This window comes from Paraburkholderia jirisanensis, from assembly GCF_054782355.1.
On the sequence record NZ_BAAGSQ010000033.1, the window covers coordinates 96048 to 112171 of the forward strand.

At 66.5% G+C, this 16124-nt stretch carries 16 protein-coding genes; 12 read left to right on the top strand and 4 right to left on the bottom strand.

Annotated elements, in window-relative coordinates:
- Positions 1-110: 110 nt before the first annotated feature.
- From ACYVNQ_RS32530 to ACYVNQ_RS32560, 7 genes are read left to right on the top strand one after another with little or no spacing between them, the layout of a single operon-like run.
- Positions 111-1169 (top strand): MurR/RpiR family transcriptional regulator, encoded by a 1059-nt coding sequence (locus tag ACYVNQ_RS32530; RefSeq protein WP_460908835.1) that lies wholly within the window; start codon positions 111-113, stop codon positions 1167-1169.
- Positions 1166-1732 (top strand): D-alanyl-D-alanine dipeptidase, encoded by a 567-nt coding sequence (ddpX, locus tag ACYVNQ_RS32535; protein WP_460908837.1) that lies wholly within the window; start codon positions 1166-1168, stop codon positions 1730-1732. Before ACYVNQ_RS32530 ends, ddpX begins: the two co-directional genes overlap by 4 nt.
- A gap of 56 nt (positions 1733-1788) precedes the next feature.
- Positions 1789-3396 carry an ABC transporter substrate-binding protein gene (locus tag ACYVNQ_RS32540; protein ID WP_460908839.1) on the top strand — a complete coding sequence of 536 codons (1608 nt, stop codon included), beginning with the start codon at positions 1789-1791 and terminating at the stop codon, positions 3394-3396.
- A 39-nt stretch (positions 3397-3435) separates the two neighbouring features.
- Positions 3436-4506 (top strand): ABC transporter permease, encoded by a 1071-nt coding sequence (locus ACYVNQ_RS32545; protein WP_460908842.1) that lies wholly within the window; start codon positions 3436-3438, stop codon positions 4504-4506.
- Entirely contained in the window at positions 4506-5444 is a 939-nt protein-coding gene (gene nikC / locus ACYVNQ_RS32550) for a nickel transporter permease (RefSeq protein ID WP_460908844.1), read from the top strand. The genes ACYVNQ_RS32545 and nikC overlap by 1 nt, the downstream gene beginning before the upstream one ends.
- A gap of 3 nt (positions 5445-5447) precedes the next feature.
- Positions 5448-6407: an ABC transporter ATP-binding protein gene (locus ACYVNQ_RS32555; protein ID WP_460908846.1), complete on the top strand. Its 960-nt coding sequence runs from the start codon at positions 5448-5450 to the stop codon at positions 6405-6407.
- On the top strand, positions 6404-7195 hold the full coding sequence (locus tag ACYVNQ_RS32560) for an ABC transporter ATP-binding protein (RefSeq protein ID WP_460908849.1): 792 nt from the start codon (positions 6404-6406) through the stop codon (positions 7193-7195). Before ACYVNQ_RS32555 ends, ACYVNQ_RS32560 begins: the two co-directional genes overlap by 4 nt.
- Before the next feature lie 228 nt (positions 7196-7423).
- Here the strand turns inward: ACYVNQ_RS32560 and ACYVNQ_RS32565 are convergent, their stop codons facing one another.
- Positions 7424-8572: a GGDEF domain-containing protein gene (locus tag ACYVNQ_RS32565; RefSeq protein ID WP_460908851.1), complete on the bottom strand. Its 1149-nt coding sequence runs from the start codon at positions 8570-8572 to the stop codon at positions 7424-7426.
- A 228-nt stretch (positions 8573-8800) separates the two neighbouring features.
- Here ACYVNQ_RS32565 and ACYVNQ_RS32570 point away from each other — a divergent pair, with 228 nt between their 5' ends.
- Positions 8801-9526, top strand: a complete 726-nt coding sequence (locus ACYVNQ_RS32570) for a Pr6Pr family membrane protein (protein ID WP_460908853.1) — start codon at positions 8801-8803, stop codon at positions 9524-9526.
- A gap of 65 nt (positions 9527-9591) precedes the next feature.
- On the top strand, positions 9592-9909 hold the full coding sequence (locus ACYVNQ_RS32575) for a high-potential iron-sulfur protein (RefSeq protein WP_460908855.1): 318 nt from the start codon (positions 9592-9594) through the stop codon (positions 9907-9909).
- Between the two features lie 88 nt (positions 9910-9997).
- On the opposite strand, the gene ACYVNQ_RS32580 is transcribed toward ACYVNQ_RS32575, so the two are convergent.
- The 3 genes from ACYVNQ_RS32580 to ACYVNQ_RS32590 all read right to left on the bottom strand — a co-directional run bounded on the left by ACYVNQ_RS32580 (position 9998) and on the right by ACYVNQ_RS32590 (position 12615).
- Complete coding sequence (locus ACYVNQ_RS32580; RefSeq protein ID WP_460908857.1) at positions 9998-10651, bottom strand: glycosyltransferase family 2 protein; 654 nt, start codon at positions 10649-10651, stop codon at positions 9998-10000.
- Positions 10648-11247: an SAM-dependent methyltransferase gene (locus tag ACYVNQ_RS32585; RefSeq protein WP_460908859.1), complete on the bottom strand. Its 600-nt coding sequence runs from the start codon at positions 11245-11247 to the stop codon at positions 10648-10650. The genes ACYVNQ_RS32580 and ACYVNQ_RS32585 overlap by 4 nt, the downstream gene beginning before the upstream one ends.
- A gap of 189 nt (positions 11248-11436) precedes the next feature.
- Positions 11437-12615, bottom strand: a complete 1179-nt coding sequence (locus ACYVNQ_RS32590; protein WP_460908861.1) for an acyl-CoA dehydrogenase — start codon at positions 12613-12615, stop codon at positions 11437-11439.
- 260 nt (positions 12616-12875) lie between these two features.
- On the opposite strand from ACYVNQ_RS32590, the gene ACYVNQ_RS32595 reads away from it, so the two are divergent.
- The 3 genes from ACYVNQ_RS32595 to ACYVNQ_RS32605 all read left to right on the top strand — a co-directional run bounded on the left by ACYVNQ_RS32595 (position 12876) and on the right by ACYVNQ_RS32605 (position 16098).
- The gene (locus tag ACYVNQ_RS32595) at positions 12876-14471 is read left to right on the top strand and encodes an FAD-dependent oxidoreductase (RefSeq protein WP_460908863.1); all 1596 of its coding nucleotides are present in this window, start codon (positions 12876-12878) and stop codon (positions 14469-14471) included.
- A gap of 67 nt (positions 14472-14538) precedes the next feature.
- Entirely contained in the window at positions 14539-14808 is a 270-nt protein-coding gene (locus tag ACYVNQ_RS32600; protein ID WP_460908865.1) for a hypothetical protein, read from the top strand.
- A gap of 39 nt (positions 14809-14847) precedes the next feature.
- On the top strand, positions 14848-16098 hold the full coding sequence (locus ACYVNQ_RS32605; RefSeq protein ID WP_460908867.1) for an HlyD family secretion protein: 1251 nt from the start codon (positions 14848-14850) through the stop codon (positions 16096-16098).
- Positions 16099-16124 lie beyond the last annotated feature (26 nt).

The window sequence follows — 16124 nt, forward strand, 5'->3', positions numbered from 1 at the left end:
CTATTACCACCACAACGCCAATTGATTTTTTAAGCTGGCGCGCATCTTATTGGCCCTGTTAGATGCATGACATTCACAACACCAACGACAGATAACTAACCATCGCCGCGATGCCGACCGCGTTCGCCCAAACCGTCGAAGCCCGTTTTGCCGGACTCACACCGACGGCGAAGCGCATCGCCAGTTACATGCTGGCGAACCTCGACCGGGTCGGTCTCGAAACCGCCGATGAAATCGCGCAACGCACCGGCACGAGCGGCATCTCGGTCGGGCGTTTTCTACGCAGCGTCGGCTATCGCAATCTCGACCACCTGAAGCGCGAACTACGCGGCACGCTCGAGCGGCCGTGGATGATCGCCGACCGGCTCGACGAATACCGCCGGCGCGCGGCAGCCCTCGACGACGCACCGCGCGACGAGCGCACGCAGCAGCCGCGAACGCACACGCACACGCACACGCACACGCAAACGCGAAGCCAGCCGCATGTCCATGCGCCCCACAGCGACGCCGCCAACCTGACCGACACCCGCGCGAATCCGCCGCTGCCCTCTGCCGCCAGCACGACACTCGCCGCGTCGCTGCAACTCGAGCAGGACGCCATCGGCCACGTGTACGCGCTTGCGCAAGGCGAAACCTTTACACGCGTCGCGCAACAACTGGCGCGTGCGGATGCGGTGTATATCGTCGGCATCCAGTCGACGCGCGGCATCAGCCACGCGTTTTTCAGTCACCTCGAATACATCCGCCCGCGCGTGTTCTACTGCGACGGCATGTCGGGCTCGTACGTCGACTCGCTGAACTCGGAGTTCGCGGCACCGTACCTGATCGTCACCGACACACGCGCTTATTCGCCTCATTCGCACATCGCACGCCGCTATTGCGAAACAGCCGCGCGCCGCGGCCTGCGCTTTGCGCTGGTCACCGACCCGTATTGCCCATGGGCGCGCGATTTCGCCTGCGACCTGCTGCAGGTAAAAACCGACGTCGGCCAGTTCTGGGACTCGCTCGCACCGCTCACCTGCCTGTTCAATCTGCTGATCACATCGGTAGTCGAACGACTCGGCCCGGCGCTCGATGCGCGCGTGGCCTGCAATCGCGAACTGCAGCGCGAACTCGAGCGGTTCGACCTGCCGGCTGCCCCACGTCACCCTCACCGCCCCGCTTCATGACAGACCACCTAACGCTGATTCCGATCACACCCGCCAGCCACGGCGTAGAAATCGACCTCGCCTACGCGAGCCCGAACAACCTGACCGGCAAGCCGATCTACCAGGCCGCGCACTGTCTGCTGCTCGCGCCGGCCGAAGCCGCGCTGCGCCGCGCGATCGATATCGCGGCGAAAAGCGGCCTGACGCTACGCATCTTCGATGCGTACCGGCCGCCGCAAGCACAGCAGGTGTTGTGGGATTTTCTGCCCGACCCGACCTACATCGCGGACCTCAAGCGCGGCTCGAATCACAGCCGCGGCACGGCCGTCGATCTGACGCTGGTCGATGCCGCGGGCACCGCACTCGACATGGGCACCGCCTTCGACGCGATGACCGAAGACTCATGGCACTTCCACGCGGGCCTGCCCGCCGCGGTGCAGCGCAACCGGCTGCTGCTGCTCGGCATCATGCATGGCGCCGGCTTCACGCATATCGCGAGCGAATGGTGGCATTACGAACTGCCCGGCTCGCTCGCGCTGCCGCTGATCGACAACGCGGACAGCGGACCATTGCGGCTGATGTAGCAAACCGGTCGCGATTTACAACAGTTTCCATTCCACTCTCTTCCAGGGAACCCCATATGAAACGGGTATTGCGCAACGCGCTCGCCGCTGCGGCGGTAGCCGGCGCGGCGAGCTTGAGCCTGACGGCGCTGCAGCCCGCGGCCGCAGCCACACCGAAGGACATGCTGGTGATGGCCACCATGCTCGACGAATTCTCGACGCTCGATCCGGCCGAAGTCTACGAACTGGTGCCCGAGGAGTACATCGCGAACACCTACGACCGGCTGATACGCGTCGATCTGAAAGATCCGTCGAAATTCAACGGCGACGTCGCGCAGTCGTGGAGCGTGAGCCCGGACGGCCTGACCCTCACGTTCAAGATCAGGAGCGGGCTCAAGTTCCACTCGGGCAACCCGCTCACCGCCGACGACGTCGCGTGGTCGATCCAGCGCACCGTGCTGCTCGACAAGGGCGCGGCGGCGGTGCTGCAAGGCATCGGCCTGACCAAAGACAACGTGCTGAAGAACGTGAAGAAGATCGACGACACCACGGTGAGCGTGACGACCGATCAGAAATACGCGCCGACCTTCGTGCTGAACGTGCTCGGCGCATGGCCGGCATCGGTGGTCGACAAGCAATTGCTGCTCACGCACCAGCAGAACAACGACTTCGGCAATGCATGGCTGCGCACCAACGAAGCGGGTTCGGGCGCGTACAAACTGGTCAGGTGGACCGCCAACGAAAGCATGATCCTGCAGCGCTTCGACGGCTACCGTGTGCCGCTTGCGATGAAGCGCATCGTGCTGCGCCACGTGCCTGAAGCCTCCGGCCAGCGCCTGTTGCTGGAGAACGGCGATGCGGACGTCGCGCGCAACCTGAGCCCCGACGATCTGACCGCGCTCGCGAAATCCGGCAAGGCACGCGCGGTCGCGGTGCCGCAGGCGACGCTGCTGTATCTCGGCCTGAACGTCAAGAATCCGAATCTCGCGAAGCCCGAAGTGCAGGAAGCGATGAAATGGCTGATCGACTACAACGGCATCCAGACCAACATCGCGAAGTCGACCTACAAGGTGCACCAGACCTTCCTGCCCGAAGGCTTTCTCGGCGCGCTGAACAGCAACCCGTACCACCAGGACGTCGCGAAGGCGAAAGCACTGCTCGCCAAGGCTGGTCTGCCGAACGGCTTCAACGTCACGATGGACGTGCGCAGCAGCTACCCGTACAACGAGATCGCGCAGGCGGTGCAGGCCAATCTCGCGCAAGGCGGCATCAAGGTCGACATCATTCCGGGCGACAACAAGCAGACGCTCGCCAAATACCGCGCCCGCCAGCACGATATCTACATCGGCGAATGGTCGGCCGACTACATCGATCCGCACAGCAACGCGCAAGGCTTCACATGGAACCCGGACAATTCGGATAAATCCAGCTACAAGATGCTGGCATGGCGCAATTCGTGGGACATTCCCGAGCTGACGAAAGAAACCAACGCGGCGCTGGCCGAATCGTCGAGCGCGAAGCGCGCGCAACTGTACGAAACGATGCAAAAGCAGATGCTCGCGCACTCGCCGTTCGTGATCATGTTCGAACAGGTGTCGCAAGTGGCGACGCGGCCGGGCGTGAGCGGGCTCGAAGTGGGGCCGATCAACGACCTCGTCTCGTATCTGCATGTGAACAAGCAATGACGCATAGCGCACGCGCCACGTCGTTTAAGGATTGAATCGATGTCGACTCCCGTCACCGCGCTCGACCGGCTGCGCGCGCTGCCCGCACGCAGTGCCGGCGCGCGCGCCGCGCTGTTCGCGCTGCGCTGGGTGGTCACGCTTGCCGTCACGTTCGTCGGGCTGCTCGCGGTGACCTTCGTGATCGGCCGCAAGGTGCCGATCGATCCTGTACTGGCGGTGATCGGCGACCGCGCGTCGGCGAGCGCGTACGCGGCCACACGCACCGCGCTCGGACTCGACAAGCCGCTTGCGGTGCAGTTCTGGATCTACACGCGCGACGTGCTGCACGGCAATCTGGGCACTTCCTTGCTGACGTCGAACCCGGTGCTCACCGACATCCTGCGCGTGTTTCCCGCCACCCTCGAACTCGCGACACTCGCCACCCTCATCGGCGTGCTGATCGGCGTACCGCTTGGCGTAATCGCAGCGGTGCGCCACAACCGGCTGATCGATCATGTGGCGCGTTTCATCGGGCTGGTCGGCAGCTCGGTGCCGGTGTTCTGGCTCGGCCTGATGGGCCTGTTGCTGTTCTACGCGAAGCTGCACTGGGTGTCGGGCCCGGGCCGGCTCGATCCGGCCTTCGACGGCATGGTCGATACGCACACCGGCAGCCTGCTGATCGATGCGCTGATGGCCGGCGAATCGGAGGTGTTCTTCAATGCGCTGTCGCATATCGCGCTGCCGGCCGGCATTCTCGGCTACTACTCGGTCGCGTACCTGAGCCGCATGACGCGCTCGTTCATGCTCGACCAGCTGAGCCAGGAATACATCACGACGGCACGCGCCAAGGGCCTGCTGGAACGGCGCGTGATCTGGGTGCACGCGTTGCGCAACGTGATGGTGCCGCTGTTGACGGTGATCGCGCTGTCGTACAGTTTTCTGCTCGAAGGCTCGGTGCTGACCGAGATCGTGTTCGCGTGGCCCGGCATCGGTTCCTATCTGACCGGCGCGCTGCTGAACGCCGATATGAACGCCGTGCTCGGCAGCACGCTCGTGATCGGCGCGACCTTTATCGCGCTGAACCTGCTGACCGACGCGCTGTATCGCGTCTTCGATCCGCGTGCCCGCTGATGAGTTCGCCCCAGCATTCGCCCCACCCCGCCGCGCAGCCAGGCTGGCGCGCCTGGCTGCTGACCGACACGCCCGCGTCGCGCCGCCAGGCTGCGCTCGGCCGCGCGTACCGGCGCTGGCAGCGCTTCGCCGGCAATCCGCTGTCGCTGTTCGGCTTCGCGATCCTGCTGCTGTTGATCCTCGTCGCCGCGTGCGGGCCGTTGCTCGCGCCGCACGACCCGTTGCACCAGGTGCTGTCCGACCGTCTGCTGCCGCCCGGTTCCGCATCGCACTGGCTCGGCACCGACCAGCTCGGCCGCGATATCCTGTCGCGGCTGATCTACGGCTCGCGCATCACGCTGTCGATCGCGATTCTGGTGGTGGTGATCGTCGTGCCGATCGGCCTGTTGATCGGCACGACCGCGGGCTTCTTCGGCGGCTGGCTCGACAACCTGCTGATGCGCATCACCGATATCGCGCTGGCGTTCCCGAAAATCGTGCTCGCGCTCGCCTTCGCCGCCGCGCTCGGCCCCGGCGTGATCAACGCGGTGATCGCAATTTCGATCACCGCATGGCCCGCGTATGCGCGCCTCGCGCGCGCCGAAACGCTCCGGATCGTGCAGGCCGATTTCATCCACGTCGCGCGGTTGCAAGGCGCGTCGCGCATGCGGCTGCTGTTGCGCTACATCGTGCCGCTGTGCTCGTCGTCGGTGATCGTGCGCGCGACGCTGGACATGGCGGGCATCATCCTGACGGTCGCGGGGCTCGGTTTTCTCGGCCTCGGCGCGCAGCCGCCAAGCCCCGAATGGGGCTTTATGGTCGCCTCGGGTCGCAATGTGCTGCTCGACGCATGGTGGGTCGCGACGATTCCCGGCTGCGCGATTCTCGCAGTGAGCCTGGCCTTCAACCTGCTCGGCGACGGCCTGCGCGACGTGTTCGATCCGCGCCACGGAGACTGACGGATGACCACCGACCTTCGCGATACCGATACCGCCGCAGCCGCAGCGTCCGCCGCCGACACGTCGCCGCTGCTCGCCGAAATCGACGCGCTGCGTATCGCGTTTCGCGGCCACGACGGCACACTCGTCGACGCGGTACGCGGCCTGTCGCTAACCTTGAAAAAAGGCGAGCGCCTCGGCATCGTCGGCGAATCGGGCTCCGGCAAATCGCTGACCGGCCGCGCGCTGCTCGGTCTGTTGCCGCCCGCTGCGAAAATCAGTGCCCGCGCGCTGCGCTTCGAAGGCGCCGATCTGCTGGCGATGTCGCCACGCGAGCGGCGCCGGCTGTGCGGCCGGCAGATGGGCATGATCCTGCAGGACCCGAAGTACTCGCTGAACCCGGTGATGACGGTCGACGCGCAGCTGCGCGAAGCATTCGCACGGCACGCCCCGAAAGCCGGCCGCCGCGAACTGCGCGAAAAAATCGTCGACGCGCTTGCCGCGGTGCATATCCGCAACCCTGAGCGCGTCGCCGATGCGTACCCGCACGAACTGTCGGGCGGCATGGGCCAGCGCGTGATGATCGCGATGATGGTGTCCACCGGCCCGCGTCTGCTGGTAGCCGACGAGCCGACCAGCGCGCTCGACGTGCTGGTGTCCGCCCAGGTGCTCGGCGTGCTCGACGAGATGATCGCGAAACACGATACGGGGCTGATCTTCATCAGCCACGACCTGCCGCTCGTGCAGTCGTTCTGCGACCGCGTGGTCGTGATGTACGCGGGGCGCGTGGTCGAAACCTGTGCGGCGCGCGATCTGTTGCATGCGCAACATCCTTATACGCGCGGGCTGCTGGCCGCGAATCCGCCGCTTGCCAACCCGCCGGACGAACTACCGGTGCTGGCGCGCGACCCGGCCTGGCTCGACGAAGCGCGCCATGACGCTTCCGATCAGGCACACACCGGCGTGCACGGAGCCTCCGCATGATCGACGTCGACGCAGCCACCATCCGTTTTCGCAGCAAAACCGGGCCGTTCGACGCGGTGCGCAACGCCAGCTTCAAGGTAGACGCGGGCGAGGTGTTTGGCCTCGTCGGCGAATCCGGCTCCGGCAAATCGACGCTGCTGCGCGCGCTGACCGGCCTCGTGCCGCTTGCGCAAGGGCGCGTGTCGATCGGCGTGCACGAGGCCGGTGCCAACCGGCAGGTCGCAGCACGCGCGTTGCGGCGCGACGTGCAGATGGTGTTTCAGGATCCATACGGCTCGCTGCATCCGCGCTTCACCGTCGACCAGACGCTGCGCGAGCCGCTCGCGATCAACCGGCTCGACCGCCAGGACGAGCGCATCGCCGATGCGCTGCGCGAGGTCGGGCTCGGGCCGGGCTTTCGCTTCCGCTACCCGCACCAGCTATCGGGCGGCCAGCGCCAGCGCGTCGCCATTGCGCGCGCACTGATCGTCGAGCCGCGCGTGCTGCTGCTCGACGAGCCGACCTCCGCGCTCGACGTGTCGGTGCAGGCCGAGATCCTGAACCTGCTGCGCCGGCTGCATCGCGAGCGCGGGCTGACGATGATCGTCGTCAGCCATAACTTCGCGGTGATCGGCTTTCTGTGCTCGCGCGTCGCGGTGATGCGCAACGGCGAGGTCGTCGAGGAACTGGGCGTCGAAGCGATTCGCGCGCAGCAGGTGCAGCACGAGTACACGCGTAGCCTACTGCTCGCAACCGGCGGTTACCGGCGCAAGGCGGTTGACGCGATCGGGGTGGACGTGGCGTTGTAGCGGTGAGCGCGGCGGCGCACGCACCGCGTTTTCGGGCTGCCGTCCCGCAGGTTGCCGACGTGTGAGTTGCTCACGAAGCGCCGTCGTGCAGTTCCTGCGTCGAGCGCTTGCCCAAACCGTCACACCCATCGCGTATCGCGCGTACTTCGCTCACGCTGCGAGCGCGCGGTTGCGACGTACGCGATGCGCGCTGTCACGACCTGCACTACGTGCCGCCGCGCACTTCCCTCACGCCGCCATCACGCAATTCCTGCCGCGCGCCTTCGCCGCATACAGCGCCGCATCGGCGCGCGCCATCAGATGCGCGAGCGTCTCGCCGCGCTGGTATTCATCGACGCCGGCGCTAAACGTGTAGACCAGCAGCCGCTCGTCGGCAATCCGGCAGCCGCTGGTGGCCACCAGCGCGCGCATCCGGTCGAGCTGGGTGACCGCGTCGGGGCGTCCGGTGGCCGGATACAGCACCGCGAACTCCTCGCCGCCCAGGCGCCCGAACAGATCGGCCGCGCGGATATTGCTGGCCACCAGCCGGCCGAAATGCGCCAGCACCTCGTCGCCGCACGCGTGCCCGTACGCATCGTTGATCGATTTGAAGTGGTCGATATCGAGAATCGCAATCGACAGCCGCCGGCCTTGCGCTGCCGCGTTCGCGAGCCGCGCTTCGGCTTGCGCCAGAAACGCGCGGCGCGTCAGCGCGCCGGTCAGCTCGTCGATATTGGCCCAGCGCTCGAGCCGCTCGGCCATGCGGTCCTGCGCAAGCATCACCATGCCGATCGACAACGACGGCAGCGCCAGAATACCCAGGCCGAGAAACGCGATATTGACCGGTGTCGGCTGCAGCAGCGCCGGCTGCGCGACCAGACCGAAGCCATACACCAGCCCGCGCGTCATATGCCCGAACGCGCCGAGCCATGCCGTGACGGTGACGAAGTAATAGCTGTATTTCGGCCGGCCCGGCTGGTGCCCATGCCACGCGTTCCAGCCCACCGACGCATAGACGTACGCATGAAATCCCGACGACAGCGCGATACGCGCACTGGTATCCGGCACGCGGTAAGTCCAGAAGATCATGCCGAGCAACATCGCGGCCCACAGTGCGTATTCCGCGCGATTGAACGCCGGCTGCCCGAAAAACTGCCGGCAACCCTGCAGCATGAGCAATACCGCCAGCGAAAACACGCCGTTCGCGAACACCACCGATAGATACGGCGGCGTCGTGCGTTGCAGTGCGAACAGAATCAGCCCGACGATCGCGAGCGCATTGGCGCTGATCCAGTACGTGACGCCCGGAATCCGCGCCGGTCGCAGCGAGCCGAGCACGGCCATGCTGATGATGCCGGACAGCACCGTCACGATCAGGATGCTAACCGGATCTAGCATGGCGCGAAGCGCGGTGAAGTAGCGAGATTCATGGGCGGCGAGCCGCGCGCAGGATCTCTGCCGACGGCACAAAGGAAGAACGGTTGTTGTCAGGTTTACGGCATCCAGCAAGCATTTCTTGAAAGCAATCCCCGAGATGGCGCACCGTACCCAATATGCATGCAAGGCGCGCTGAGCCTTATCGCTGCGCATTCTGCACCGCTCCCGCGGCACGGCTAAAATCGACGAATGGCTCTAAATCCGACTCCTCCCGCCGCCGCGCGGCACGAATTGCCGCTCCCTACGCCGAGCGCCGCGTCGCGGCTGTGCGCCGGCGTCATCGCGCTGATCGCGTGGCTCGCGTTTGCTGCGCAGGCCGATATTACGATCGGCCGGCTCGCAGCGCGCGGTTACGGTGTGCTCGATGCGTTCGAGCGGATGAGCAGCTACCTGACCAACCTGACGGCACTCGCGTGCGCGATCTGCTTCACCTGCATCGCGCTGCGACCGCCGACGCCGATCGCGCGGTTCTTTCGCGCGCCGACGGTGGTCACGGCGACCGTCGTCTACATGGTGTTCGTCGGGCTTGCGTATAACCTGCTGCTGCGCGGGATGTGGACGCTGCACGGCTACCGTTCGCTGGTCAACGAGAGCCTGCATACGGTTCTACCGGTGTTGTGCGCGATTTACTGGCTGCTGTTCGTGCCGCGCTTTCATCTGACGCTGCGGCAATGCCTGCTGTGGCTGATCTATCCGCTCGCTTATGTGGCCATCACGATGGCGCGCGGCGCGCTTTCGGACTTCTATCCTTATCCGTTCATCGATGTGCTCGAGCTCGGCTACGCGCGCGTGCTGCGCAATGAAATACTGCTGGTCGGCGCGTTCGTCGGGCTCGCGGCGCTGTTTGTCGCGATCAATCACCGGCGGCCGCGAGGGCCGACGCAAAAGCATACGGTAAAGCGGGAACCGCAATAATTGCACGGGGCTTGCGGTGGCGTAGCAGCGCCGCGGGCCGCCGTGCAGCATCGCAGGAGTTGACCATGACGTTTTCGCGCCGCACGTTTCTCACACGCAGCGCCGGCCTCGGTTCGGCACTGGTGCTTGCGCCGCTGGCCCGCGCCGCGCGCGCCGATGGCGACAAACTCAGTGTGGCCGATCCGGCGGCGCGCGCAGTCGGCTATACCGAAGCCGCCGCGCAGGTCGACAAGGGTAAATATCCGACGTGGTCGGCCAGCCAGAATTGCGGCAATTGCTCGCTGTTTCAGGGTAAATCCAGCGACGCATGGGGCGGCTGCACGCTGTTCGGGGCGAAACAGGTGGCCGCTGCCGGCTGGTGCAGTTCGTACACGAATATGTAGGCTCGCGGTTCGGCAACTGGTTCGCCAACTGGTTCGTCACGGGCTTTGCCATGCGGTTCGCAAAGGGGTTTGCCACGGGGTTCGCCACTTACCCCGCTGCGAGCGCGGCCAGCGTGTCACCAAAACCACCGCGCACACGCGCATCGCGGCGCCCGCTCGTCACGACGCGCGGCGCCGCGCTCCATGCGATCCGCGCGCCGGATGCCGCAAGCCGATCCACCAGCGCGACATCCTCGCTGCACGCGAGCGGCGGAAAACCGCCGGCACGCTGATACGCGGCCGCCGACACGCCGAGATTCGCGCCATGCACATGCGAGTGTCCGTCGGCATCGAGGTAGGACAGATAGAACGCCGAGCGCGCATGCGGCGGATGCGCGCTCCAGTCGTCGACGCTGACCGGGCCGCATACCGCATCGGCATGCAACGCGAGTTGCGCGGCCAGCCAGTCGGGCGCGACGCGGCTGTCGGCATCGGTAAACGCGAGCCAGCGCGCACCGCCTGCCAGCAGCGCGGCAGCACCGGCCGCGCGCGCGACGCCGACATTGCGCGCCGCCAGATGCAGCACGTCGACCGGATAGCGGCTCGCCACCGACGCAGACGCATCGCTGCAGTCGTCGAGCACGACGACGATGCGCACCGGCTCGCCGCCGAGCGCGGCATCCGCAGCGGCCGCGCAGGCCGCCTGCAGGCAGGCATCGAGCAGCGCCGCTTCGTTGTGCGCGGGAATCGCGATACCGATCATGCGAGCCCCTCGTGCTCGGCCACCGAGCGTCCGTCCTTCGACCACACGTCGAGCAGCAAATCGCGCTCTTCGTGATGCACCAGCTTGACGAGCGACGTGCAGCGGTCGAACGCCGCATGCGCGTCGACGGCCGATTGCAGGCTTTCCGCGAAAGCGTGGCGCCAGTGGCACGCGAGCAGCGTGCCGTCCGCAGCCAGCGATGCGCATACGCGTCGGGCGAGCGCGTCGGTTTCGCCGGCATCGAGGTAGTACGCCAGTTCGCCGATCACGATCAGATCGAACGACGCCAGCGGCCACTGGTGCGGCATCACGCGTTGCTCGACGCTGACGTTCGGCAGACCGGCGCAGCGCCGCCGTGCGGCGCGCACCGCCTTGCCGCTCAGGTCGGATGCGAGCAAGGTGTCGCAGCGGGCTGCCAGCAACGCAGCCAGTTCGCCGTTCGCACAGGCCGGCTCGAAGCCGTGCCGGTAACGTTCGCGCGGCAATACGGCAAGCGTCAGCTGCTGCTTGCGGCGCTCGTACCAGCGGTGGCGATAACCCCATGGGTCGTCGCCGACGCGATACATGTCGTCGAAATAGGCGGCGGAAAGCGGCATCGGTGGTTCCCTGGTGATGGCGATGGTGTGATATCGGCGGCTCTTGCGACGGCGTGACGGCGTGTCGGCGTAACCGTCTGCCGGCTGGCGACCTCGCGGGTTGATCGCTAGCCGGGCCGGGTTACACGGCGGTGCGATGAAGCGACGGTGCGCGGCCAGCGGGTTCACCGCAGTGCACGCGCGGCGCCGTTAAGTGTCGTCGAGCCGCCAGGCCGAATCGAGCGTTGCGCACGCATTGGCCGAGGGCTCTCCTGACGGCGCGACGTCGGCATCGACGAGCGCCGCGCCGAGTGCCGCTTCGTCGCGCTCCGCGTGGCTCTGCCGCACAAACACCGGCAGGTCTGCCACAGCCCGCGCAAACCGGCGCTCGCCGCACAACGGCCCCGCGCCAAGCGCGCGCGTCACATGCATGAGGACCGCGTTCGCCGCGTGTTCGACCGCGAGCCGCGCGCGCAGCGCGCCGTGCATCGCGTCGGCATCCGGATGACGGTCGATCTCCGCCGCCGTTTCGCGCAGCAGCGCACCGGCCGCGGCCAGTTGTGTATCGACCGCGCCGAGATGGGCGCACGCATGCGGGTCGCGACGCCGGCCCACCGCTGCGCGCAGACGTGCGCCAAGCTGCGCCGCACTGCCGTACCAGCATGCCGCGATGCCCGCTCCACCGTGCCAGAAACCGGGCCGCTCGAGATAGGCGTTGGGCTCGCCGACCTGCTCCGCATAGGCACCGTCGAAGCGCACTTCGGCAGTGCCGGTAGCAGCCATGCCGACCGCCTGCCAGCCTGCGTCGGACACGCTGATCGAACGCTGTGCGAGGTCGACTGCAGCGAGCACCGGTGCGCCATCGTCACGCGACACGGTGACGAGCGCATGGGTCAGCGCGCCCGCGCCCGAGCACCACGGCTTTACGCCTTGCAGCAGCAGTGCGCGTCCGCTGCCGGCGCGCGCCTTTACCTTGGGTTGCGGCGGCTCGGCGGCCCACACGCCCCAACGGCTGTGCGGCACCGCGAGCGACGCGGCGTCGAGTTCTGCGAGGATCGCGAGCGCGTCGGTGTGTCCTTCGTACAGTTTGACCAGCGCGAGATCGCAAGCGGCGACCGCGGCGAGCGCACTCCAGCGCAGCGCCGTGTGGCCATGGCCGGGCAGCGGCAGGCGGTCGAGCGCGGCAGCACAGAGTGCTTGCAGCGCCTGTGCGCGACTTGCAGCGTCATCTGAATCGAAGCGCAGTAACGCAAGCCGCTCTTCGAGATCGCGTAACGGGAAATGGTTGTGCACGCAGCTATCTCGCGAGGCACGCGGCGTCGCCCGGTTCTGGTTGATTGAAGCAGCAGCACGTGTGCTGTGGGTCGCTTCGTCGACAAGGTCGCTCATACATTCTCCGTGACAGTGGCGAAGCACGCGACGGCAGCGCGCGGTGGATCCTGTATCTGCGGTTCTGCAAGCGACATACCTGGCCGCTTCGTACGTGGAGCGACTGCTGAATGCACCTCGGGCACTGCGCGCGCCACACCCGCTACCGCACCGGGCGCCCGTCGCTACGCAGACGAATACGGCCCGCCGCAGCGGCACAGCATTTGCAACAACATCTGAATCCGCCGCCCGCAAGGCGCGTTTCCAACCGAGGTTCCCCGATGTCCACTCCCGCCCCCATGCAAAAGGTCGCCGCACTCGCCGACCTCGAAGAAGCGCGTCCACGCCGCGTCAAACTCGGTGACACGCCGATCCTGCTGATCCGCAGTGGCGCTACGGTTCATGCGCTCGGCGCGGACTGCCCGCATGCGGGCGCGCCGCTCGAAGAAGGCGCGGTATGCCGGGGCCACCTGATCTGTCCGTGGCACAACGGCACCTTTGAGATCGAAACCGGTGCACTCGTCGAGCCGCCGCCGTTGCAGCCGCTGCCGCGCTATCCGGTGCGGATCGAGAACGGCGACGTGCTGGTCGGCGCAACGGCCGAGCAGCCCTCCAGACCAGCGCCCGTGTGCGACAACCGCGCCGACTTGCGCAGCGTTGCGCCGCCGTCGGCGCAACGCGTATTCGCGATCGTCGGCGCCGGTGCAGCCGGCGCAGCCGCCTGTGCGGCACTACGCGAATTCGGCTGCCGTGAGCGCATCGTGTTGATCGATGCGGAAGCGCAGACGCCATACGACCGCACGTCGCTGAGCAAATTCGTGCCGTCCGGCGAGATGGAACCGGCCGACGTGCCGCCGCTGCTGCCCGACAGTTTCTTCGACGAAGCACGGATCGAGCGGCTTGACGCGCGCGTCACGCGGCTCGATGCCGCACAGCGCGAGATCGAATTCGAAGACCATGCGCCGCTGCGCTACGACGCCGCGCTGATCGCGACCGGCGGCACGCCGAACATGCCGAAGCTGGATGGCGCGGAGGATCCAGCCGTCAAACCGCGCCTGCTGCTGCTGCGCAACCGCGCGGATGCAGAACGGCTTGCCGAACATGCCGCACACGGCAAACGCGCGGTCGTACTCGGCGGTGGCTTCATCGGGCTCGAGATTGCGGCGTCGCTGGCTAAGCGCCACGTGCAGGTGACGGTCGTCGCTCAACAACAGGTGCCGTTCGAAAAGCAGATGGGCGCGGAACTCGGCCGCATCTTCATGCGCCTGCACGAAGCGCACGGCACCGTATTCAGAATGAACTCGCAGATCGAAGGCTTCGCCGCCGGCGCACCGCTCGATGTACGTCTTAAGGGCGGCGAGACGCTGTCATGCGACTTCGTCGTGATCGGCACCGGCGTGACGCCGGCCACCGGCTTTGTCAGCGGCGTCGCGCGCAACGATGACGGCAGCCTGAACGTCGACGAATCGATGCGCGTGACCGAACATCTGTATGCGGCGGGCGATATCGCCGCGTTCCCGTTCGGCGACAACCGGCGCGTGCGCATCGAACACTGGCGCGTCGCGCAACAGCATGGGCGTGCCGCCGCGCGGGCGATGCTCGGTCTGCCCGCGGTGCCGGCCGCGCCGCCGTTCTTCTGGACTTACCACTTCGACAAGACTTTCGATTATCTCGGCCATCCGCAGTCGTGGGATGAAACCGTGATGCTGGGTGACCCTGACGCGTATCGCTTTATCGCGCTGCTATGCAAGCATGGTTATGTCGCAGGCGCGCTCGGCTGCGGCCGCGATGCCGACATCGGGCGGCTTGGGGAGGCGATGCGCGAACCGCTGAGTCGAGCGGATGCCGAGAAGCTGATCGAGCGTGGCGCGTGCTGACTGGAGACAAGCGTTGAGGAACGCTCCTTGCTGACGGGTCTCCAGGTTCACTTCACGGAGAATTTCCATGCTCGGTCAACCAGAGTCCAACCACCGGACAGGCGCGGCGCACGACGTGCGCGCCGCCGGCAGCGGCGCGCCGAAGCGCCAGCACGAGCAGCACCCGCACGCGGACCGTTCGGAAAAGCAGATCGACAAGAGCGTCGAAGATACCTTCCCGGCCAGCGATCCGCCTGCCACCGGCGGCACGACGCGCATCGATCCTGCCAGTCCGTCGCCGCGCGGCGACGGCCCAGGCAAACCGGAGCACTCGAGCGACAAAGGAAGCAAACGATGATGCGCGGCCCGGTCAACGCACTCGCGGGAGTGCTGCATCATGGCTGAAGGTCCGGCGCAGGAACGGGGCGAGCACGATCGGGACAACGGCCGCAACAGCGACAACGACGACGGCCGTGCGCACGACACCGCATCGCAAAACACTGCGGGTGACGATGCCGGGCGCGGTGCAGCCGACAGCAAAGACGCAAAGGACGACAACGCCGACAAGCATGGCAAAGGCGGCAAGGATGACAGCGGCGACAAGGAAGGCGGCCACAAGTCGCGCAAACCGCTCTACATCCTCGCCGCCGGCGTAGTAATCCTGCTGATCGCCGCAGGCATCTACGCCTTCGCCACCCGCAACCAGCTGACCACCGACGACGCCTACACCGACGGCAACGCGATCACCATCGCGCCGAAAGTATCCGGCTACGTGGTCCAGCTGAACGTCGACGACAACACCCGCGTACACAAGGGCGACCTGCTGGTGGTGATCGACAAGCGCGACTACATCGCGCAAGTCGATCAGGCGAAGGCGCAGCTCGGGCTCGCGCAGGCGCAACTGAACGCCGCCGACATCCAGCTCGACATCGCGCGCGTGCAGTACCCCGCGCAATTCCAGCAGGCGAAGGCACAGGTGAACTCCGCGCAGGCGACGCTGAACCAGGCGCAGGCCGCCTACCAGCGACAGCACAGCGTCGACGTGCGCGCCACCACGCAGCAGAACATCGACACCGCCACCGCGCAGCAGCAAACCGCCAGTGCCGGCGTGCAGCAGGCGCGCGCGCAATTGCAGACTGCGAGCCTCGTGCCGCAGCAGATCCGCCAGGCGCAAGCCACGGTGGCCGAGCGCCGCCAGCAGGTCGAACAGGCGCGCGCACAACTGGAGCAGGCCGAACTGAACCTGTCGTATTGCGAGATCCGCGCACCGTCCGACGGCTGGATCACGCGGCGCAGCGTGCAGTTCGGCACCTTCCTGCAGGCAGGCGTATCGCTGTTCTCGGTGGTGGCGCCGCAGGTGTGGGTGACCGCGAACTTCAAGGAGTCGCAGTTGACCCGTATGCGCCCCGGCGACGCGGTGAAGCTGGACGTCGATGCGTATCCCGACCTCGAACTGCACGGCCACGTCGACAGCATTCAGGCCGGTAGCGGATCGCGTTTCTCGGCGTTCCCGGCAGAAAACGCGACGGGTAACTTCGTGAAAATCGTGCAACGTGTACCCGTAAAGATTCTGATCGATCGCGGGCTGCCGCAGGATCATCCGTTGCCGCTCGGGCTGTCGGTGACGCCCAAGGTCTACCTGAAATAGCAAAGCCCGACGGAAACAACGCCAGC